General features: G+C 38.7%; 22 protein-coding genes. 14 read left to right on the plus strand and 8 right to left on the minus strand.

Annotated elements, in window-relative coordinates:
* Positions 1-76: 76 nt before the first annotated feature.
* The 5 genes from RF53_RS18495 to RF53_RS18520 all read left to right on the plus strand — a co-directional run bounded on the left by RF53_RS18495 (position 77) and on the right by RF53_RS18520 (position 3,634).
* Positions 77-499: a hypothetical protein gene (locus RF53_RS18495; RefSeq protein WP_039038518.1), complete on the plus strand. Its 423-nt coding sequence runs from the start codon at positions 77-79 to the stop codon at positions 497-499.
* A gap of 114 nt (positions 500-613) precedes the next feature.
* Entirely contained in the window at positions 614-1,018 is a 405-nt protein-coding gene (locus tag RF53_RS18500) for a hypothetical protein (RefSeq protein WP_039038519.1), read from the plus strand.
* Between the two features lie 87 nt (positions 1,019-1,105).
* On the plus strand, positions 1,106-1,555 hold the full coding sequence (locus RF53_RS18505; RefSeq protein ID WP_039038520.1) for a hypothetical protein: 450 nt from the start codon (positions 1,106-1,108) through the stop codon (positions 1,553-1,555).
* A 525-nt stretch (positions 1,556-2,080) separates the two neighbouring features.
* Entirely contained in the window at positions 2,081-2,794 is a 714-nt protein-coding gene (gene fadR, locus RF53_RS18515) for a fatty acid metabolism transcriptional regulator FadR (protein WP_006793939.1), read from the plus strand.
* A 234-nt stretch (positions 2,795-3,028) separates the two neighbouring features.
* Entirely contained in the window at positions 3,029-3,634 is a 606-nt protein-coding gene (locus RF53_RS18520; protein WP_006793938.1) for a peroxiredoxin, read from the plus strand.
* A gap of 61 nt (positions 3,635-3,695) precedes the next feature.
* Here the strand turns inward: RF53_RS18520 and RF53_RS18525 are convergent, their stop codons facing one another.
* Positions 3,696-6,287 (minus strand): TonB-dependent receptor, encoded by a 2,592-nt coding sequence (locus RF53_RS18525; RefSeq protein WP_039038522.1) that lies wholly within the window; start codon positions 6,285-6,287, stop codon positions 3,696-3,698.
* A 421-nt stretch (positions 6,288-6,708) separates the two neighbouring features.
* Positions 6,709-7,188: an SsrA-binding protein SmpB gene (smpB, locus tag RF53_RS18530; RefSeq protein WP_006793936.1), complete on the minus strand. Its 480-nt coding sequence runs from the start codon at positions 7,186-7,188 to the stop codon at positions 6,709-6,711.
* 145 nt (positions 7,189-7,333) lie between these two features.
* On the opposite strand from smpB, the gene RF53_RS18535 reads away from it, so the two are divergent.
* Both RF53_RS18535 and RF53_RS18540 read left to right on the plus strand, forming a co-directional pair.
* Entirely contained in the window at positions 7,334-7,774 is a 441-nt protein-coding gene (locus tag RF53_RS18535) for a ubiquinone-binding protein (protein WP_006793935.1), read from the plus strand.
* Positions 7,771-8,094: an RnfH family protein gene (locus RF53_RS18540; protein WP_008130063.1), complete on the plus strand. Its 324-nt coding sequence runs from the start codon at positions 7,771-7,773 to the stop codon at positions 8,092-8,094. Before RF53_RS18535 ends, RF53_RS18540 begins: the two co-directional genes overlap by 4 nt.
* 53 nt (positions 8,095-8,147) lie before the next feature.
* Here RF53_RS18540 and RF53_RS18545 read toward each other — a convergent pair whose 3' ends face one another.
* A complete protein-coding gene (locus RF53_RS18545) occupies positions 8,148-8,507 on the minus strand; it encodes an outer membrane protein assembly factor BamE (protein ID WP_006793933.1) in 360 nt (119 codons plus the stop codon).
* 107 nt (positions 8,508-8,614) lie between these two features.
* Between RF53_RS18545 and RF53_RS18550 the strand changes: the two genes are divergently transcribed.
* Positions 8,615-8,929, plus strand: coding sequence for a GIY-YIG nuclease family protein (locus tag RF53_RS18550; protein ID WP_039038523.1), 315 nt, complete (start codon positions 8,615-8,617; stop codon positions 8,927-8,929).
* On the opposite strand, the gene RF53_RS18555 is transcribed toward RF53_RS18550, so the two are convergent.
* From RF53_RS18555 to ilvC, 4 genes are all read right to left on the minus strand, one after another.
* The gene (locus tag RF53_RS18555; RefSeq protein WP_039038524.1) at positions 8,902-9,819 is read right to left on the minus strand and encodes a M20/M25/M40 family metallo-hydrolase; all 918 of its coding nucleotides are present in this window, start codon (positions 9,817-9,819) and stop codon (positions 8,902-8,904) included. The genes RF53_RS18550 and RF53_RS18555 overlap by 28 nt on opposite strands.
* A complete protein-coding gene (locus tag RF53_RS18560) occupies positions 9,816-10,991 on the minus strand; it encodes a tetratricopeptide repeat protein (RefSeq protein WP_039038525.1) in 1,176 nt (391 codons plus the stop codon). The genes RF53_RS18555 and RF53_RS18560 overlap by 4 nt, the downstream gene beginning before the upstream one ends.
* A gap of 119 nt (positions 10,992-11,110) precedes the next feature.
* Complete coding sequence (locus RF53_RS18565; RefSeq protein WP_039038526.1) at positions 11,111-13,024, minus strand: methyl-accepting chemotaxis protein; 1,914 nt, start codon at positions 13,022-13,024, stop codon at positions 11,111-11,113.
* Positions 13,025-13,202: 178 nt separating this feature from the next.
* Complete coding sequence (gene ilvC, locus RF53_RS18570; protein WP_039038527.1) at positions 13,203-14,675, minus strand: ketol-acid reductoisomerase; 1,473 nt, start codon at positions 14,673-14,675, stop codon at positions 13,203-13,205.
* Between the two features lie 134 nt (positions 14,676-14,809).
* Between ilvC and ilvY the strand changes: the two genes are divergently transcribed.
* The 6 genes from ilvY (at position 14,810) to RF53_RS18600 (ending at position 20,236) form a co-directional block, all read left to right on the plus strand.
* Positions 14,810-15,715, plus strand: coding sequence for an HTH-type transcriptional activator IlvY (gene ilvY / locus RF53_RS18575; RefSeq protein WP_008130052.1), 906 nt, complete (start codon positions 14,810-14,812; stop codon positions 15,713-15,715).
* A gap of 112 nt (positions 15,716-15,827) precedes the next feature.
* Positions 15,828-16,874: a GGDEF domain-containing protein gene (locus tag RF53_RS18580; protein ID WP_082014456.1), complete on the plus strand. Its 1,047-nt coding sequence runs from the start codon at positions 15,828-15,830 to the stop codon at positions 16,872-16,874.
* Positions 16,875-17,161: 287 nt separating this feature from the next.
* Complete coding sequence (locus tag RF53_RS18585) at positions 17,162-17,881, plus strand: MipA/OmpV family protein (protein WP_082014457.1); 720 nt, start codon at positions 17,162-17,164, stop codon at positions 17,879-17,881.
* A 1-nt stretch (position 17,882) separates the two neighbouring features.
* Complete coding sequence (locus RF53_RS18590) at positions 17,883-18,263, plus strand: DUF3019 domain-containing protein (protein ID WP_200888057.1); 381 nt, start codon at positions 17,883-17,885, stop codon at positions 18,261-18,263.
* A gap of 14 nt (positions 18,264-18,277) precedes the next feature.
* Complete coding sequence (locus RF53_RS18595) at positions 18,278-18,970, plus strand: response regulator (protein WP_008130048.1); 693 nt, start codon at positions 18,278-18,280, stop codon at positions 18,968-18,970.
* Positions 18,971-18,991: 21 nt separating this feature from the next.
* Positions 18,992-20,236 carry an ATP-binding protein gene (locus RF53_RS18600; protein WP_039038529.1) on the plus strand — a complete coding sequence of 415 codons (1,245 nt, stop codon included), beginning with the start codon at positions 18,992-18,994 and terminating at the stop codon, positions 20,234-20,236.
* A gap of 104 nt (positions 20,237-20,340) precedes the next feature.
* Here RF53_RS18600 and RF53_RS18605 read toward each other — a convergent pair whose 3' ends face one another.
* The gene (locus RF53_RS18605) at positions 20,341-20,556 is read right to left on the minus strand and encodes a DUF3820 family protein (protein ID WP_006793920.1); all 216 of its coding nucleotides are present in this window, start codon (positions 20,554-20,556) and stop codon (positions 20,341-20,343) included.
* Positions 20,557-20,823: the final 267 nt, after the last annotated feature.

Below are 20,823 nucleotides of genomic sequence, written 5' to 3' on the forward strand. Positions count from 1 at the left end.
CACGAAAAGCGGAGGCTAACACCGTGTGGGAGTCATTATGTCTATATGCCTTGGTTAACTTGAGAGGGACCTATCAATGTCGATGACTATGTACGTAATCTTATCTCTTAGTGATGTTCCAAATACGAACTCACTAAACGAATTATCAGAACAGTTAAACACTCCTGTTCAATATTTAGAAAATGTAGATTTAAAAAAGCATACTGGGTTTCTCCCTGTCAAACTGAAAGGCGAAGACTCTGGGGTGGAAACATATATGTCGCCTTTATCAGAGTTCTCAGATTACTTTCCTGCATTCGATTCCTCAGCTTTTATAGAGCCAGTAGTGGTAACATTTCGATGGGGCGGTGACATGAATGAAATGGTTGTGGCTTTAAATTCTGCTTATCTTCTCGGATATCAAAAAAACTCCGCTACATTCGAACCGCAAAGTGGTGTGTTTTTATCAAATGAACAAGTAAAAGAAGGTGCAGAGGCTATGTCTGCAAACGGCATATAACAAAGCAAATTAAAAAGTGCGGACAAAAAATAGTTGGCTTTGTTCGTACCTCACAAATTATAGCCAACTATTTTTAGCCGTTTATTTGCGGCGTTATGTTTTCTAGGAGTCAGTATGAGTTCTGCAGTGTTGAGAAGCATACTTGCGCCAGCTTTACTGATATTTTTCTACGTAATTTATGAAATGGGCATTCCACGAGACTTAGACTCGCTTTTAGGGTTTCTAATGTTTTTAGTTCTATTTTTTGGAATGTACTTTGTATTTTCAATATTTGGATGGTTTTTATTTGGTTTTCCGGCCCATTGGTTTATAACGAGATATTGTAATGGTAGCCTTATTTTTTATATTTTTGCCGCCGCTATATTTACGCTTGCGTTGAGTTGCCTCCTAGGGGTAATTCAAGCTGCTTTAATTTACGGTGTGTTTGCATTATGTCAGGCACTATTGTTTAAATACTTTTTATACAAACAAAAACATAACAAGAGCCTTAAGGCTCGCAAGCTCGCATCGGACAATTAACAATGGGTTATTGTCGCTGCGCTCAATAAGTTTAACCCATTGTTTATTCGCCGCTTAGGCGAGCGTTAGCTATACATAAGGATCTGCATGAGCATTGTTGCAAGCATTAAGAAAACTGTCTGGAATCTTGGAGCAATTTTATTTTTTATTTGGTTTGGATTTAAAGCTATAGGCTATGGAATGGATTTGCTACATGTTGAAGTTCCTTCAATATGTAACAATACCGACGTAGCAGAATTTCCTTCCCCAAACGGTAAAAAAATTGCGAAACTCAGTTATTCCGATTGTGGTGCAACAACAAATTGGCAATCAGGCATCAACATCGTTGATGTGGAAACTGGCAAAGTATTTAATGGCTTGTTTGGATTGGATGGAAAACCTGATAATTTAAACGTTGTCTGGACATCAAATACAAAGATAGTAGTTTCCAATTTCTCAATTGAAAACTTGCAGTGGTTTAATCATGATAACTTTGCGGGTGCATGGATAGAGTTGCAACCAAGTATGGCTAACAAGTCACTCAAGCAGGACAAATAACAGTTGGTTTTGCTCCTTCGTCGCTTATTTTAACCAACTATTATTTGCCTCTTAGTGAGGCGTTAGAGACTACGATGATATACGAACCTAAGGTGCTATTAATTGAATCACCATATAAATCAGATCGCAGTACGATAGTTGATGAAGTTAAACTATCAGATAACGGTTTAGATATTATTGTTGATTCAGAAGTGAGGGGGTCAGATCTTGACTTCAGACATTTAAAATCTTCAATGTGTACAATTGGCTGTTAGTTCAGCCACTAAGTTGAGTCTCGTTACTTGCAACATTTCCCCTATGTTTAGCCTAATTGTAATATGGTATTTTCAATGAATTTGTTTATGAAAAGCGATTTTTGTTCCTTTTAAATGGCCAGTCGCTCTCGCCGTTCAGTTACTTTACCTTGATGTGTATGTTCAATTTAACAATATATCTTACTTTACTTGTTAGTTGAGTTGCGTCTGGTACAATCAGTCAGTTATTCGCGTAAGCGAAACGTTGTAGATTAATTCGAGTGGGAATTGGATGAGAATTTTTAAAGCGAAAAGCCCAGCAGGATTTGCTGAAGAATACATAGTTGAGTCTATTTGGAATGGCGATTTCCCTCCAGGTTCAATTCTACCAGCTGAGAGAGAGCTCTCTGAGTTAATTGGCGTAACAAGAACCACATTACGCGAAGTGTTACAGCGTTTAGCGCGAGACGGCTGGCTAACTATTCAGCACGGCAAGCCAACAAAGGTTAATAACTTTTGGGAAACGTCGGGTTTAAATATATTAGAAACGTTAGCACGTTTAGATGAAGATAAAATGCCTGAGCTGACAGATCAGCTATTGTCTGCACGAACAAATATAAGTGCTATTTATACCCGTGCTGCAATTAAGCTTAACCCTGAGCGTGTCATTGAAATTTTATCATTAAGTCACGAACTTGAAGATACGGCACAAGCATTTGCTGATTATGACTATAAAGTGCATCACGAATTGGCCGTTGCAGGTAATAACCGAATTTATGTTTTAATTTTAAACGGTTTTAGAGGGTTTTATTCTAAAATTGGTTGTCATTACTTTTCAGATCCGGGTACCCGCGAGCTTGCCCGCCAGTTTTATAAAGATTTAACTGTATTAGCGCAAAATAATGAGCACGATGGTGCAATTTCGATGATGCGTAAATATGGTCATCAAACGGGTGAAATTTGGCAAAAAATTCGTGGCGATATGCCGTCGGATATAATGGACTAAACATTTTAAAAAAACCTGCATTTGCAGGTTTTTTTGTATTTGTGGTGTTTTAATTTTCTGTTCGGTATTTTCGATTGCCCACATCGGTAAATACGATTATCTTTTTTAAAACTTTATATCTAATATACAAAACAATTATGTGTAGGTGCTATTGGTTTTTAACTTTTAGCGCCCATATATGTACCAGCATTGCGAAAGCAATTGAAAACAAACTCAAAATATTTGGAGAATAAAATGGGTGTATTAGTAGGCCGCCAGGCACCAGACTTTACCGCTGCAGCAGTTTTAGGTAATGGTGAAATTGTAGATAGCTACAATCTACACGAAACAATTAAAGGTAAAAAAGCTGTAATCTTCTTTTACCCATTAGATTTCACGTTTGTATGTCCTTCTGAACTTATTGCATTTGATAAGCGTTTTGAAGAGTTTAAAAAGCGTGGCGTTGAAGTAATTGGTGTTTCTATCGATTCTCAGTTTTCTCATAATGCATGGCGTAATACGCCTGTAGCTGACGGCGGTATTGGTAAAGTACAATACGCACTAGTTGCAGACGTTAAACACGAAATTTGTAAAGCATACGACGTTGAACATCCTGAAGCGGGTGTTGCATTTCGTGGTTCGTTCTTAATCGACGAAGAAGGTAACGTACGTCATCAAGTAGTTAACGATTTACCACTAGGTCGTAATATTGACGAAATGATCCGTATGGTTGATGCACTAGCGTTCCACAGTGAGAACGGTGAAGTTTGTCCTGCTGGTTGGACTGAAGGTAAAAAAGGTATGGATGCAAGCCCTGAAGGTGTTGCTAAGTTCCTTTCTGAAAACGAAGGCGAGCTATAATTTAGCCCTTTTGTTTAAATAAAAAAACCGCCAGTTGGCGGTTTTTTTGTTTGTGTAGCGCTTAGAAAGAAAAGCTTACTTTAGTATAGATATAACGACCGCGTGGGTTATGAACACCCGAGGCGTAGCCGTATAAATCAGAATCACCGTCACCAATTGCAAATGGTGGCTCTTCATCAAATAAGTTATTAATACCTAACGATACTTTAGCAGAGTCAGAAACACGGTAAGACGTTTGTAAGTCAACCAGTGTTTGCGAGTCAACCATACGTGATGTATTGGTATCGAAATCTAAGTTACCATCGAAGTCGATATCTGGTGTATCTTCAAACTCACCAACATAACTAATGTTTAAGTTAGTGTTAAACGCGCCCATTTCCCAGTTTGTTGAGAAGATAAAGCGGTGCTCTGGGTACCCATATTCACCGGTATAATCGCGGCCATCTTTTTCAAATTTATCTTGGTATGCCCATTCTAAATTGAATTTTAATAAGCCTAAATCGTCAAGCGAGTGATTGTAGTTTGTTGAAATATCAACGCCCGACACTTCTTGCGATGATACGTTTTCAAAGGTGCTAAATATTTTTTGAATAGTACCTAACGCATCGCCACCATTTGGTGATAAACGAACACATACTGTGCTGTTTTGGTTATTACATTCAGAGGCGTAAATAGGGCCAAATTCTTGCTCGTCAATTTTGTTATCTTGTGTGATGCTCCACACGTCTACGCTCAGACCAAATTCGGCTGTTGGTGCCCAAATAAAGCCAACGTTCCAAGATTCAGATTCTTCTGGTTGTAGATCGGGGTTACCTGCAAACTCAATGTTGTAATCAAGTGCGCTACAGTCTTTCCCTGTTGCTTGACAGCGGTACGTGTCTACAAAAAACTGACTTTCTTGAGATGGACCTAAACCAACTTGTGCAAGAGAAGGGGCTCTAAAGCCTTGCGCCCATGAACCACGAACCGTAATTTCATCGGTTGGTGCCCAGCGAAGTGCAACCTTTGGATTGGTAGTGGTGCCAAAGTCGCTGTAGTCATCGTAACGACCAGCCAGTTGTAGCTCTAGGGTTTCTGCAAGCGGAATTGAAAACTCAACATACGCGGCGTACTGGTCTCTGTTTGCTGATGCTGATACAGATTCAGTACCAAATATTAAACCACGTTGGAATTGATCATCTGGGATATCGCTGACGTCTTCTTCACGGTATTCGATACCAGCGGCCATCATTACAACATCGTCGCCAAAGCTAAATGCTTCACCAGTAATGTTTGCGTCAAATGAAGTCATATGCGATTCGCCACGACGAACAAGGCTGGTGGTAATTCTGTCTACAACTGCCGGATCGTTGTATGTACCGCCGAATGGGTTGTAATTACCTGCGTCAATTTCTTGTTGTAAGAAATCAGTACGAACCCAACCTTGCGAGCGGTCGCCGGTTTGCATTGATTTACTGCGACCTTTTTGTACTGCTGTTTCCCAGCTCCAGTCGTTAATTTCGCCTTTTAAGCCAGCTACAATTCGCATTGTGTCTGATTCAATATCCCATTGGCGGGCACCCGCGTCTACAGTACGGTAGCGGCCAATTTCGATGTCTTGCCCAAATGGGTTATTAGGGTGATTTGCTGGTACCGTTAAGCCTGCATCTTCGTCAAGTGGGGTTGGTGCACCCGCTGCAACCGACGTATTGTGCTGAACGGCCATTTCTAAAAAGCCCGTAATGCCATTGTCAAAACGATATTCAAATTGCGATATTGCACCAATACGCTCAGCAGCTGGGGCTATGTAGCCAAACGGGCCATAATCAAATAAACAGCTTCCGCTTGCAGTTGCGTTTTCTGCTGGGCAATCTGGGTCAATTGTTTTTACACCATCAACGTAAAAGTAGCCAGGGAAGCCACGAGATGAACGGAAATCTTCACCGCCATAAGGTGATTGGTTTGCGGTACCCAAGCGGCCCATTTCATCTGATGAAAGCGATGTGTTTTTAAAGTAATCAATGATTACTGACGCACTGCTTTTTTCGCTAGTGGTACCCCAAACAACACTTGCTGTCGTTTCTTCATAGTTAGGGCCGTCAGTGCCGCCGTACCCTAAGTTTACTTCTACGCCATCGATATCTTTTTTCAAAATAACGTTAACAACACCGGCTACAGCATCAGAGCCATAAATTGCAGATGCTCCGTCTTTTAAAATATCAATTCGTTCAATAGCCGATACTGGAATGCTGTTTATATCGACAAATGAATTAGTTATCCCTTCTGCAAACGCACTAATTGAGACTCTGCGCCCGTTAATCAGTACAAGTGTTGCGTCGGCACCTAAGCCTCGCAAGCTTACAGCGGCAGCTCCATTTGCCGTCGAATCTTGGTTGTTACCACGTGTAGAAAAAGTACCACTGCCTGCAACAGGCATTCTTTCGAGTAGTTGTTGAAGGTTATCGTAACCCATGTTTTCAATATCGGCTTTACTGATTGATTGCACCGGTGATGGGCCTTCAATGTCAGAGCGTTTAATACGCGAGCCTGTAACTTCAATGCGTTCTACTTTTTTTGCTTCTTCAGCGGCGTAAGTTGTTGTTGTAAAGCCCGCTGATAATGAAAGTGTTGCGCCAATAATAATACTTGGCGTAAATGCAATTGATTGCTTCATCCTTAAATCCTTGTTGATATGTAATAAGTTTAGTTGCTCAATACCAATCCTTTTAAATTGTTAAATAAATCCCATATTTAAGCGGATTGATATAACAAGCGACGACATTAATATCATGTAACTTAAGTGTTAGCAATTAGACTGAAATGTGATTTTAGTATGGGTTTTAGTGTGATTTTGGATGATTTTAAAGCAGATGTTATGCGCTGAAGCAGGTTTAAATAGGCGCATATGCTTTATTTTAGAAATAAAAAATACAACCTCATTAAGGGTAATAATTAAATTAATTGATTCACAATAAAATTGTAATAAATTATTTATAGGTATATTCAGGCTGAATAATGGTCTTGTTGTGTATTAATAAAACAAATGGTGCTTGGTTTTTTTATAAAAAAAAGCCTAACTGAGTTAGGCGTTTTATTTAAACTTTGTGCTTCATTAAGCGCTCTTTTTCACGCGACCAGTCTTTATTTTTACCGTCTTCGCGTTTGTCATGCATTTTTTTACCTTTTGCTAAATGAAACTCAAGTTTCACCCAACATTTTTTCCAATACATGGCTGTAGCCACTAATGAATAGCCGTCACGTTCAGTTGCTCCCACTAAGCGGTCAAGTTCTCGTCTGCTTAGTAAAAGCTTTCGGTAACGCATAGGGTCGCAAATAACGTGAGTAGAGGCACTATTTAATGGTTGAATTTGACTACCAAGTAAAAATGCTTCGCCGTTTTTAAGGTGTATATAAGTTTCAGAGATATTTACTTTACCAGCTCGGATACTTTTTACTTCCCAGCCTTGTAGTTCGACACCTGCTTCAAACTTATCGTGTAAAAAATACTCATGTCGCGCTTTTTTGTTTAGCGCGATGGTATTGCTTGTCGATTTTGATGAATTTTTCTTAGCCATAGTGCCCTATAATATACGTAATGTGAGATGTTTTACATCGATTTTTAGTAATGATTTTAAAAAATTAGATCTAATTTATGCGTCATGAAAGTTTGGGGAAACGAACAAAGCTTGCTAAAATTCGCCCACACATTTGGGAGTGAGTATGCCACAAATAGAAAAAAGTGCGCTGGTTATGTACAGCACTAAAGAAATGTTTGATCTAGTTAATGATGTAGAAGCTTATTCTCAGTTTTTACCAAATTGTTCTGATTCAAAAATTGTTTCGCAGCAGCATAATAACATGACCGCGAGTATAGAAATATCTAAGGCGGGTATAAAAAAGTGGTTTACCACCGAAAACACCTTTATAGACGAACAAACCGTGTTATTAAAACTGGTTGATGGTCCATTTAAAACGCTTAAAGGGCGTTGGCATTTTCAAGCATTGGATGCCCATGCATGCAAAGTTTATTTAGAGCTTGAATTTGAATTTTCGAGCAAAATTATTGAGCTCGCGTTTGGTAAAATTTTTAATGATGTTGCAAAAAATATGGTAAGTGCCTTTACTTCGCGAGCTAAAGAAGTATACGGAGCGCGAATATGATTAACATTGAAGTTGTGTTTGCTTTACCTACCACTGCAACCTGTTTATCGATTGAGGTGCAGCCGGGCTGCACGGCCGAACAAGCGGTTATTCAGTCGGGTATTATTGAAAAGTGCCCTGAAATAGACGCAAATGCACTTACATTAGGTGTATGGAATAGAACGGTTAAGGCAAACTACGAATTAAAAGATGGGGATCGTATTGAAATATACCGTCCATTAATTGCAGACCCTAAAGATGCACGAAGAAAACGCGCTGAAAAGGCAAAAGAAGAAGGCCGAGCCAATAAAATAACGGGCGGTCGCCCACTCGAGCGATAATTTAGGTATAAAAAAAGGTAAGCAAAGCTTACCTTTTTACTTTAGCGACAATATTATTGTTCTAAAGGGGTGTTAAAATTTTCTGGCTGATCGTAGTCACCTGAAAGCGAAACAAGTTTTTCATTTTCAAAGTTAATCACTAGCTCTTTATGTTGCTCGTTTTCACGGCCTTTATTGAAGCTGTAAACATAACGCCATGTGTTGTTATCAAAAGCATCTGTGGCAATAGGACGGCCTAATACATAAATAACTTGGTCTCGAGTCATGTTTACACGAAGCTTTTCAACATCCGATTGCTCTAAAAAGTTACCTTGAGGGATGTTTATTCTGTATACCCAGCTAGAGCAACCTGCTGCAGAGCTAAGTGTTAAAGCGACGATAAGCCAAAGAGAAAAAGTTTTTAACGACTGCATTGTTTGTTGTGATCCTTATTTTTTATAATCTGCATGATACCGATTAGTCACTGAAGGTAAAACCCTTTTAAGCAATTGTTTTGAGTTAAGGGTATTAAGGTAATATTTTGACCACCAATAATGAAAAAAGTTTACAAACCCTAGAGCCAAAAACACATACTTCAGGCACTTTATGGCACTTATACATAGTGCAAACACGGTTTGGGCACTGGTATACCGGCATTACTACTAATGTAGGTAAGCGCTTTGCAACGCATCAAGCGGGTAAAGGGGCGAAAAATTTAAAAGGTAAAGGGCCTCTTATACTTATTCATCAGCAGGAAGTTGGGAGTAAAAGCGAAGCGAGTAAGCTTGAGTGTAAAATAAAAAAGTTACCAAGGGCAAAAAAAGAGGCTTATGTTTCAGCGTTTAAATCATCATAATGATGGTACGCTAACTGTTTAATAAAGCCCTCTATTGCGAGTACGGTACTTACATACTTAGGTATATCAATGTGCTGTACGGTGTCTTTAGTTGTGTGGTGGTGAGGGTCGTGACCCATTCCAAAGTAAACATACGGTATGTTGTTTTGCGCAAATGAATAATGATCGCTTGCCTTATGCCAATCAATATTTTGTGATTTAATTAGCCGATTCATTTGTTTTGACGAATAGACAGGTTTGATTGTTATTTTAGTGTTATTTAAGGCGGTGAATACGGGCTTAAGTTTTTGTTTTAATGAGTAGGATGTTAATGCATACACGCGGGATTTATGTTTTTTCACCCCAAGCATATCTAAATTTATATTCATTAAAATGTTATTTGAGTTAAGCGTTTGTGCAAAGTGTTTACTGCCATGTAAGCCATTTTCTTCTGCGTCAGTTAATACAAATACCAATTCGTAAGGGAATTCTTTATTTTGTAACGAAGACGCCAAGTAAAGCAGGGCAGCAACGCCTGTTGCATTGTCATTTGCCCCAAAATAATATTTCCCACCTCGCTTACCAAGGTGATCGTAATGGGCTGTAATAATTATTTTTTTACGTTGTGTAGATTTGGTGGGGACTGCAATAATATTAATGCCTTGTGCATGCTCAAAAATGCCTGACTTATAAGTAAACGTTTGCTCACTTACATTTAAGTTAAACTTAGAAAGCCTACTATGTAGGTATGCTCGCGTGTTTGCTGCACCTTCTGTTGCTGTTTTTCGGCCCATGAGCGCATTGCTTGCTAAATGGTTTAAATCATCAATAAGCTGCGTGTGTAGGGCACTTCCATAACTATTAGTGCACACACATATTAAAATTAAGCATAAAAAGTATTTAATGGTCATAGTTTTGCTGTTAATGAAAGTAATGCGTTTAATTTACTCTCATAACGTTTTTTGTCATGTAAAAAGTCAGCTTTTTTGCCTGCTTGTTCAAGATGGTATATCGCTTTTTGGGTGTTTCCCCATTTAAAGTACACGCTAGCTTGGCCAAAGTGGCCTTCGTGTAATGAAGGTGCAAGGCTATAGGCTTTTTTATAATGTGCTAATGCAAGTGCAAAATTAGATTGCTCAAACTCGGTATTACCAAGGGATACATGGTAATAAGGGTTGTTTTGACGCTTGATGTGTAATTTTTTTAAGATGTCAGTGCCTAACTCCGAACGGCCTGTTAACTGATACAAAACAGCCAAGTTACCTTGTGCAGTATTGTTGTTTTGATTAAGCAATATTGCGTGGGTGTAGGCTTTTTCTGCTTCAGCTAGGTAGTTTAACTGTCGAAACAACACGCCTAAGTTCCCCCACCCAGCACTGAAATTAGGGTCGGCTTTAACTGCGTGGCTAAAGTAGTTATAAGCTAAGTCGTACTGCTTATTAACAAGTGCAATAGCCCCTTTATTGTTATAAAACATGGCTGTGATAGTGTTTTTACTAATAGGTGTTGTTTTAAAGCGAGCCTGACGGCTATTAGGGTCAAAGTCTATTATTAAGCGTTTTTTGCCTTGGTAAATAAATACAGACTGGTTAGAAGGTTCAGTGGCGGTATCAATACTTAAGTTAATGTGGCCTGTCAGTAAGTTAAATCCATTGTTAAGAGCCCAATATTCTGGGATATGAACTTTATTAAACCGCGCTTTTATACCCAAATAGTCAGCAAGGCCATACGCTAAAATAGAGAGCGATAAGCAATTTGCATTTAAGTTTTTAAAGGTTTGTGATGCGGTGAGGGTTGCCCCCGATTGATATGAAAGCGAATCATCACCATTTTTAAGTAAAAAGCTCAGTATATTGTGTGCTAGCGTTTGGGTAGATTGCTTACTTTTTAAATGGCTTTTGAGCTGCTGCTTGAGGCTGTCGCTAAGAGTAAATATTTCTTCTGGTGATTCTAGAGTATGTGACTCAAACGAATTTATTTGGAGCAGTTTAACTGGTGGTGCGACAAGCGGTGTTGAGCTGCATGCGCCCAGCGCAAATAGCCCTACAAATATGATCAAAAACTTAAATTGATTGGTTTGCATAACCACCTCCAAACTAATTGTAGTCGCAATTTTGTTTAGAGGAGGTGTTTAATACCAATTCGCGTTGATATCAACCCATTGGGATCATTGATTAAGCGAATTGGTATGGTTCAGAGGTTTTAACGGTGCTTTTCAAAGGTTGCCACTAAGGCATCTAATGTTTGAGCGCTGCTTGCTAGGTCACGAATAGCTTGCTCAGTATTCATCTGCTCACTCATGGCGTTGTCGCTAATTTCGCTAATTTGCTCAATGTTACGCCCTACATCGGCTACTACATTACTTTGTTGTTCGGTAGCCGTTGCAATTAGGGTTGCCATGTCATTTATTTGATTAGATGTTTCGCTAATCACATCAAGTAACTCAACGGAGTTTTGCATGGCCCCCACACTTTGCTGCGCTTTATCTTTTGACTGGCTAATATCTTTTACTACGTCATCTGATATTTGGGTCAGCTCTTCAATCATTGATTGAATTTCGTTAGTTGATTGTGAAGTGCGGTTTGCCAGCGCTCTTACCTCATCGGCAACAACCGCAAACCCTCTGCCATGCTCACCAGCACGAGCAGATTCGATTGCCGCATTTAACGCCAATAGATTTGTTTGTTCTGAAATACTGCGAATCGCATCAATAATACTGGCAATATCAACCGTCTTTTTAGAGAGTAGTGACACTTGCTCTGTTATGCCGTCAATGTCGCTTGCAAGCGCAGAGATAGTTGCTTGGCTTTGCATTACCTGATTGTGGCTTTGCATTGTGTTTTCGCGACTGCTATCGGTAAGTTTGGCGGCGTTAGCTGCGCTTTGAGCAATCTCTTGCACTGTTGCACCCATTTGGTTAATGGCTGCGGCTACAGAAATAGTTTGTTCTTTTTGGCTGTCTATAGCCTGAGAATTTCGTTTGGCTTGTTCAAACACATGGTCAGAACTGCGCTTTATATCGTGGCTTTCTGTGGCAACTTGGCCAATGGCTACTTCAATTTTACTAATAAACTGATTAAAACCCGCGCTTAAGTTATTAAGCTCGGCTTGGCTTGATTCGGGTAACCTGTATGCTAAGTTTGCGTCGCCAGAACCTAAACGAGAGAATAATTCGCCCATTTTAAATAATGGCGAAGACAACGAACGCGCTAATAAGTAACTAATTAGGCTAGCAATTAAGGCAATGATTAAAGTAAATGTAAATATTTGCCACTGAAGCGTACTTACACTTGCAAATACTTCACTTTTTGGCACTTGAGCCACAATAAATAAGTCAGTATTTTCTATCGGGGTCGCTGCTACGAGAGTGGCTTGGCCATCGAGGTCGATTTCTTTTAACCTAAATCCGTTTGAGCTTAATATTTCATTACTGATATTCGCTTCATACACCGAATCAACATTTGCTTTTGCTACTTTATTTGAATCCTTGTGCAATTGAATAAGGCCGCTTTTATCAGCAATAAATACAAACCCTGTTTGCTCAATTTTAAATTGTTGCAGTAGCTTTTGCATGTCAGTGATACTTTTTGCAAGTCCTGCTAAACCTTTACCATTTACTTGTTGATGGTTAATGAACATTTTTACGTCGTTCACTGACTCTTGGTAAATACTGATAGAGTAGGGTTTTCTTGATTCTTTGAAAGCAAAAAACCACCCATCGGCTTCATCGTTTTTTAATACGCGTAAAAAGCCCTCTTGATTCCAGTATTGTGCGGTGTTTCGGTTAGCCCACGATGCAGTGGCTAAGTCGTATTGTTCTACCAAGCGGTTAAGCTCTTTTAAAAGCAATGCATCGTTATTATTAGTTTGTGACCATTGTAAAATAAATTCGTTTGATGAGAGTTGCTCTGCAGCACCAATTAGCATGTTTATTTCACCACCAATGTGGTTACTAATTGTTTGCAGCTTACCTGGTAGCTCTGACTCAATCATGCGTTGTTCTATTATATCTTCAGAACTGTATAACGATGTAATGCCAATGAGTGCTGCAACAAAAATAGCGATGCCACTGCCAAGTGCTGTAATTTTTTGAGTAATAGAAAGGTTTTGTATCATTTTATAATAATTTTTTACAACGAAGTAGAATATGATGTTAGCACACAATTTATTTAGAGTTAAATAATGCGAATGAACAAAAAAATAGCCTCTTTTTAACTAAACTATAAGGCATAAAAAAGCCCACACGCAAAGCATGTGAGCTTGGTTTCTAACAAGCGAAACTTAAAGGATAACGTTAAACAATTTTTTTCATTGCTGACATGTAGCCACGTAATTTAGCGCCTACTATTTCAACCGGGTGCTCACGCAGCGCTGTATTAATTTCAATTAACGCTTTGTTGTCTACCTGGTTACTTTGCTCACCTAAGCCTTTACCAATTACATCTGTGTCAATATTTTTCATAAAGTCAGCAAGTAATGGTAAGCAAGCATGGTTATATAAGTAACACCCATATTCAGCGGTGTCTGAAATAGTACGATTCATTTCGAATAACTTTTTACGTGCAATGGTATTAGCAATCAGCGGTGTTTCGTGAAGCGACTCGTAGTATGCAGACTCTTCAATAATGCCAGCCGCTGTCATAGTTTCGAACGCAAGTTCAACACCTGCTTTAACCATAGCGACCATTAAAATACCGTTGTCGAAGAATTCTTGTTCTGAAATTTCTACATCACCAGCGGGTGTTTTTTCAAAATTAGTTTCAGCGGTTTCTGCGCGCCATTTAAGAAGGTTAGCATCATCGTTTGCCCAATCTTCCATCATTACACGTGAAAATGTACCGTCGATGATGTCGTCTTGGTGCTTATTATAAAGTGGACGCATAATAACTTTTAGCTCTTCACTAAGTTCAAATGCTTTCACTTTTGCTGGGTTAGATAAACGGTCAAGCATGTTTGTTACGCCGCCGTATTTAAGAGCTTCTGTGATCACTTCCCAACCAAATTGAATTAGTTTAGATGCGTAACCTGCATCAATTCCTTTTTCAATCATTTTGTCAAAACATAAAATAGAACCCGTTTGTAACATGCCGCATAAAATAGTTTGCTCACCCATAAGATCTGATTTAACTTCAGCAATGAATGACGATTTAAGCACGCCTGCGCGGTCACCACCTGTGCCAGCAGCGTAGGCTTTAGCTTGTGCTAGGCCATGACCTTGTGGGTCGTTTTCTGGGTGAACGGCAATAAGTGTTGGTACACCAAAACCACGTTTGTACTCTTCACGTACTTCAGAACCTGGGCATTTAGGTGCAACCATGATTACTGTGATATCTTCGCGAACCTGCATGCCTTCTTCAACAATATTAAAGCCATGTGAGTAAGCAAGTGTAGAACCTTGCTTCATTAACGGCATGATGGCGTTAACGACTGCTGTGTGTTGTTTATCTGGCGTTAAATTAAGTACTACGTCAGCTGTTGGAATTAGCTCTTGGTAAGTACCTACAGTAAAGCCGTTTTCAGATGCGTTTAAAAATGATTGGCGGCGCTCAGTAATAGCTGAATCGCGTAACGTATAAGACACGTCTAAACCTGAATCGCGTAGGTTAAGGCCTTGGTTTAAACCTTGTGCGCCACAGCCTACAATAACTAGTTTTTTACCTTTAAGTGCGTTAACACCGTCTATAAATTCGCTTGCGTCCATAAATTCACATTGCGCTAATTGCGCTAATTGTTCGCGTAAAGGTAAGGTATTAAAGTAATTCGCCATTGTTAGTGTCCTATAAATATGTTTGTTAGATGCGCTGTATTTTGCGCTTGTAAACACCATATTTAAAAATGTTACTTGCGTAAAATGATATATTTGAATTAAAGTATTTCAAAATATGAAATACTAGTGTTGCTATGGATCATAAGCATTTAAAATATTTTTTAGCGTTGGCTAAAACACTGCACTTTGCTAGAGCAAGTGAGCTTTGCCATGTGAGTGCGCCTACATTAAGTCGTAATATTAAACACCTAGAAGAAGAGGTGGGCGTTGCGCTATTTATGCGCGATAACCGCAGTGTAAAATTAACAAAAGAGGGAGAGTCTTTTATTGATTACGCCACTGCTACCCTCGCTAACTGGCAACGATTTAAAGCTAATGTGAAAGAGCCACAGCAACATATTTATGGAAAAGTCAGTATTTATTGCTCTGTTACCGCCTCTTATAGTTTTTTGCATCAAATTTTAGAGCAACTCAGAGCGCAGCATCAGTATATAGAAATAACTTTAAATACGGGCGACCCTGCACTAGCTATAAACCGTGTGCTCGATGGTCATGAATCAATGGCAATAGCAGCTAAACCCGGCAAATTACCCGCGCAAATTGCTTTTGTAGATATAGGCCATTCACCATTAGTGCTTATTGGGCCAAAAGTTCAATGTACGATTACTGAAAAATTAACATCAAACAATACAGAGCTTGATTGGTCTGAATTAGAGTTTATTGTGCCAGAACAAGGCTTTTCTAGGCAGCGCCTAGAAATGTGGTGGCGAAAAAACAATATTCACGGAAAAATTTATGCACAAGTGGCGGGGCATGAGGCAATGGTGTCTATGGTTAGTCTAGGATTTGGTGTAGCAATGGTTCCTAAAATAGTATTAGATAACAGCCCACTAAAAGACAAAGTACAGATACTTACACCAAAAATGCAAGCCCCTGAAGGCTTTGACATTGGCTTAGCAGTTTTAAGAAAAGAGCTCAACGACCCCGCTATTAGTGCTTTGTGGAATATTGCACAAACTTTAGACGCAAAAGCGATTTAGATTTTTTTACCGTTAAATAAGTTCATAAAATAGTATTATTATGGCTTGCGTAAAGGTTTACTATTACTTAACATTGAATGCTAATAATAAAAATGACGCTTGAGAGTTCTTTATGAATAATGCTGTATCACTTTCTCATTCCGCTCAGTATTTAAAAAAAGCAGTACCCATGATGGTGAAGTACCGTATGCCGGTAACACCTATTAATTATGCTATTTGGTATTGCTATTTTCAGGGTAGTAAACCGTCTTTAAACATTGAATTAGATCAAGTTATTTCAGAGCACCAAACATGCACTCAAAGTAAAGCAAAAGAAATATTTGATAAGCATCTTAGTGATGAAGATTTAGCTCTTTTTCAGGAAATGTCGGATAAATTTCATAATACGGTTGAAAATATCCAGCAAGATATAAGTATCACACTTGGTCATTCTAAAAGTTTCAGTACTTCACTGATTGACTCGCAGAACGAAATAAACAGCCTGATAGGTACCAACTCTTTTAACGATATTCTTGGTTGTGTTGAGCGTTTGACTGATGAGTCTATTGCAATGCAAGACTCTGCTCGCGAATTTCAAACAAAACTATCGGTTGCATATAATGAAATTAAAGACTTAAAAGAAGCGCTTAATCTTTCTAAAGAAGCTGCCGACACAGACCCATTAACAGGTTTTTATAACAGAGGTAAATTTGACTCTGATATTAATGACTTTTGCCGTGAGTACTCAGAGCAAACTACAGAAAGCTCCCTTGCTGCACTGATTATGTTTGATATTGATCACTTTAAGCGATTTAACGATGACTTTGGCCACCAAAAAGGCGATGAAGTTATTAAACTGGTGGCAAAAAAAGTAAAAGAAAACTTAACTGACAAAGCAAAAGTGTATCGCTACGGCGGAGAAGAGTTTTGTATTACTGCTTATTTTGACACCATAAATGATTTAGTTGCTTTTGCTGAGTGTATAAGGCAAGAAATTGCGAAATTAGCTATTCGTAAAAAACAAGATGTAAATAACAAACGTGCAATATCAGCAAGCTTTGGTTTAGCTATGCTACGACCGTTCACAAAAAGCTCAGTGCTGGTTGAGCGTGCCGATAGAGCACTTTATATTGCTAAGACACATGGACGCAACCGAGTAGAAATAGCCCCTGATATCTAATTATTATAAGGGGTTTAAATTTTTACTTTGTGTATAAAAAGTGTGAATGATTGTAATCAGCTACAGATAGTTTTAGGTAACCTTGTTACTATCCGTAAATGAATAATTTTATGTTCTGATTTACGCTGATGCGGTTTAATTTCTTTCTATTTACCATTCTTTGTTTAAATTTTTTGCTCACTTGTTTTACATTAAGTGCCAAGCCAAATACGTATTCGGATCAAGAGTTCTCAGAGCAGCATGTTCAATCTCATCAGCTAATTTTTAGTATTAACGCAGGGGTCGGTGTGATCACTAATCCTTTGCGTGGTGGTGATAATGTTCCTTTAGTCGTTATACCTCAAATAGCGTTTTATGCTGAAGATTGGTTTTTTGATAATGGCCGTTTAGGCTATTCTTTACTTCAAACTTCTAAACACCAATTTAACGTTGTTAGCGAGCTTAATACTGAGTCTCGTTTTTTTATAGATTGGCATCCAAGTAATTTGCTTACGCTGCAAAGCAGCAGTGCAGATAGCCCTTTTTATTTGCAGGCTGCAGAGGCCTCATCAGTAAAAAATGTTAATTTAAATGACCTACATAAACGCCACCTAGCCTTAGACACAGGGCTTGCTTATCATTATGTGAGTGATCACCATGTGTTTTCTGTTCAACTACTGCATGATGTGACAAATGTTTATAACGGTGTTCGCGGTGCATTACAGTGGCAATACCATACTCAACTTGGGCCCGTAAATATTAAACCATCGTTTGGTTTAAATTATAAATCTGCGGAACTAAATACCTATTATTATGGCCTTAAAGACGGCGAAACTTTATTGGGCCATGTTGAGGTTGCCAGCAGTTGGCAACCTTATGCAAAAATTGATGGGCGATTACCCTTAAGAGATGAATATTCTGTTCGTTTCCATTTAGCTTATTATGACTACTCGGCTATTAATGATAGTCCGCTTTTAGAGCGTGACTATTCAATGACTGCATTTATAGGATTCGAACGCACTTTTTAATATGAAACAATTAATGGTCATTTTATTTTTAGCGCCACTACTTATCCCCCTCAGTAATGCGCAAGCTGCGTCGTTTACTGTGTCACCCAAAGTATGTGTCATTTCTCAGGTACAGGACTTTTGCGATCTTGATTTAAAGTTTGAATGGCAGGGTGATGTGGTGGGGGATGTTTGCATATATGAACAGAGTAAAAAGATACATTGCTGGCAACAGCAGCGCGCAGGAGAGTTTAATTATAAAGCGCGTGTTCAGGTCGAAACCCTATACTCCTTAATCAATTCGAAATCTGGCGTGTTAATAGCTAAAGCACAGGTTGAAGTACAAAGTACTCATGTACAAAAAAGTAGGCGTCGGCTTCGTTCACCATGGAGCTTTTTTTAATTTAGGAGCAATCAATGCCAAAAATTCTACTTGTTGAAGATGATCTTGGTTTACAGCAACTCACAAAAGATTACCTTGAACATAATGGATTAGAAGTCGCAGTTTTAGAACGTGGTGATGAGGTGTTTAGTTATTTAGAAAATAATCACGCCGATTTAATGATCTTAGATGTTATGTTGCCGGGCAAAGATGGATTTAGCGTGTGTCGTCAAGTGCGTGATAAGTTTTCTTTACCAATTTTAATGTTAACCGCTAAAAGCGAAGATTTTGACCAAGTATTGGGTTTAGAACTTGGCGCAGATGATTATGTTATTAAACCAGCTGAGCCTCGTGTGTTACTCGCAAGAGTCAATGCGCTATTACGCCGAGGTCAAACAGTGACAAAAACGAGTGAAGAATTACAGTTTGGTGATTTAATCATTGATAAGACTAGCCGTATAGTGCAATTATCTGACAAAGAGATTGTGTTAACGTCACATGAGTTTGAGTTACTTTGGTTGTTAGCCTCAAACGCTGGCCAAGTGCTTAGTAGAGAGCATGTACACCAACATATGATTGGTCGCCAATATGACGGGCTCGATCGCACCGTTGATGTTCGAGTGTCGCGTATCCGTAAAAAGCTGGGTGATAATAGCGACAAGCCATTTCGTATAAAAACAGTATGGGGTCAAGGCTACTTATTTGTTTCCGATGCGTGGGATCTTTAAATACAAGGTTAATAGGCATTAATGGGAAAGCTGTTTGCAAGTTTATATATTTATATTGTGGTTTCATTGTTTGTTGTTAGCGGTGTTATAGAACAATTATGGCCATATGATGAATCGCAACAGCACGTTTTTCTTGATGACGAATTTGGGCAGTCTCTTTGGCTGCTTTCACAAACACCCAATGGATTAGCAAAATTAAAGGAGCACTACAAAAGCCTTGTTATTAGTCGTGCTGATTTAGCACTACCTCAAGAACAACTGGCTCAGTTAAATAGTCAGCACTATCTATATTTATATGACAAACAACAGCGAGTTGTTTGGTATATTACCCTTAATGACTCTGAGCTTTTGAAGGTAGGGCCTATAGGATTAGATACCCCCGTAACGACCTCTGTATGGCCATACGTATTATTACTTACTATTGTGGGTATTCCCGTAGGCTTATGGAGCTTTTTACTTTGGCGTGACTTCTCTAAATTGCGTAATGCATGTAAAGCCGTTGAAGGTGCTCAAGACTTTCAACTCTCTGATACTTCCAAGTCGTTTTTTTTACCAATTACTGAAACACTCAGTTTAATGCAACAACGCATCAGTTTTTTATTAAACGCTCAACAAGAGCTGACTTCGTCGGTTTCTCATGAATTTAGAACCCCCTTAGCTCGCTTAAAGTTTGCAACAGTAATGCTAGATGAACGTTTATCAGATGAAAAAAGTGAAGTTTATATTGCTAATATGAACAGCGATATTAATGAGCTTGAAAGTTTAGTTTCTGAGATGCTTGATTACGCAAAACTAGACTCTCAACAACCTAGCCTACAACCATACCCAACTGATTTGGTTGAGTTAATAAAAGTTAGCGTTGAAAAGCTTAATTTTGATAAGAAAATTAGTTTGGATGAAGCATTACCAAGTAGCTTGATTTACCAATGTGATCCGCATTTTATGGCGCGCGCTTTTCAAAATTTAATTGGTAATGCAATTAAATACGCTAATAGCCAAGTTAAGATATCACTTGTTACTCAGCATAACGAAGTACAGTTTGTAATTGAAGATGATGGCAGGGGCGTTGCTGAAAGAGAGCGAGAAAACGTATTTAAGCCCTTTACGCGGCTTGATAAAAGTAGAGGCAAAAAAACAGGTGGATTTGGCCTTGGGTTAGCGATTGTTGCTAAAATTATTGCTTGGCATCAGGGAAGTTATCGTGTTGAACATTCGTCTTTAGGTGGAGCAAAATTCATTATTAGCTTACCCATAGAGCAAAACTAAAAAATAAAAAAAGCGCCAAAAGGCGCTTTTTTTTGTGGTTAAAACCAAAATCAACAAGTAGCAATTAAATAGACCGCCAATTTATAAAATAGTTTCGTAAAATTTTATTTTTTTTCTAGCAATGGCATAAGCATTTGCTCTAAGCCATTTAGCTTAACCTCGTACATCATAGCTAACTGACTGCCTAGTTTTGAATCTGGAAAACCTTGCTGTTTAAACCAAACTAAGTAAGGTTCGGGGAGTAATAATAATGGACGACCTGAATATTTTCCAAATGGCATTTTAGTGTTTATGGCAATTTTTAATTGTTCCGGATCCATAGGTTTGCTTTTAAGTGTATCAATGGGGTTAGTGTAAGGTATTTTAGAGTAATAAAATAGGCTGTGACGGGCAAGAAACAGCCTATTGAGTGAGGGAGTAGGCCCTCTGATTTAAGAATTTTTGTTGGTGTAAAAAGCCCGACACAACTTTTGTTAGCTGGAGTCTAACTAGGTTGTATTTAACATGGGTTATATTTAACCAACGAAGACAGTTTACCTGTTTTTTGCAGACGTGGTGCATGCACTTGTAAAGGAATGTAAATACAA

It is taken from the genome of Pseudoalteromonas sp. ECSMB14103, assembly GCF_000813065.1.
GTDB lineage: Bacteria > Pseudomonadota > Gammaproteobacteria > Enterobacterales > Alteromonadaceae > Pseudoalteromonas > Pseudoalteromonas marina.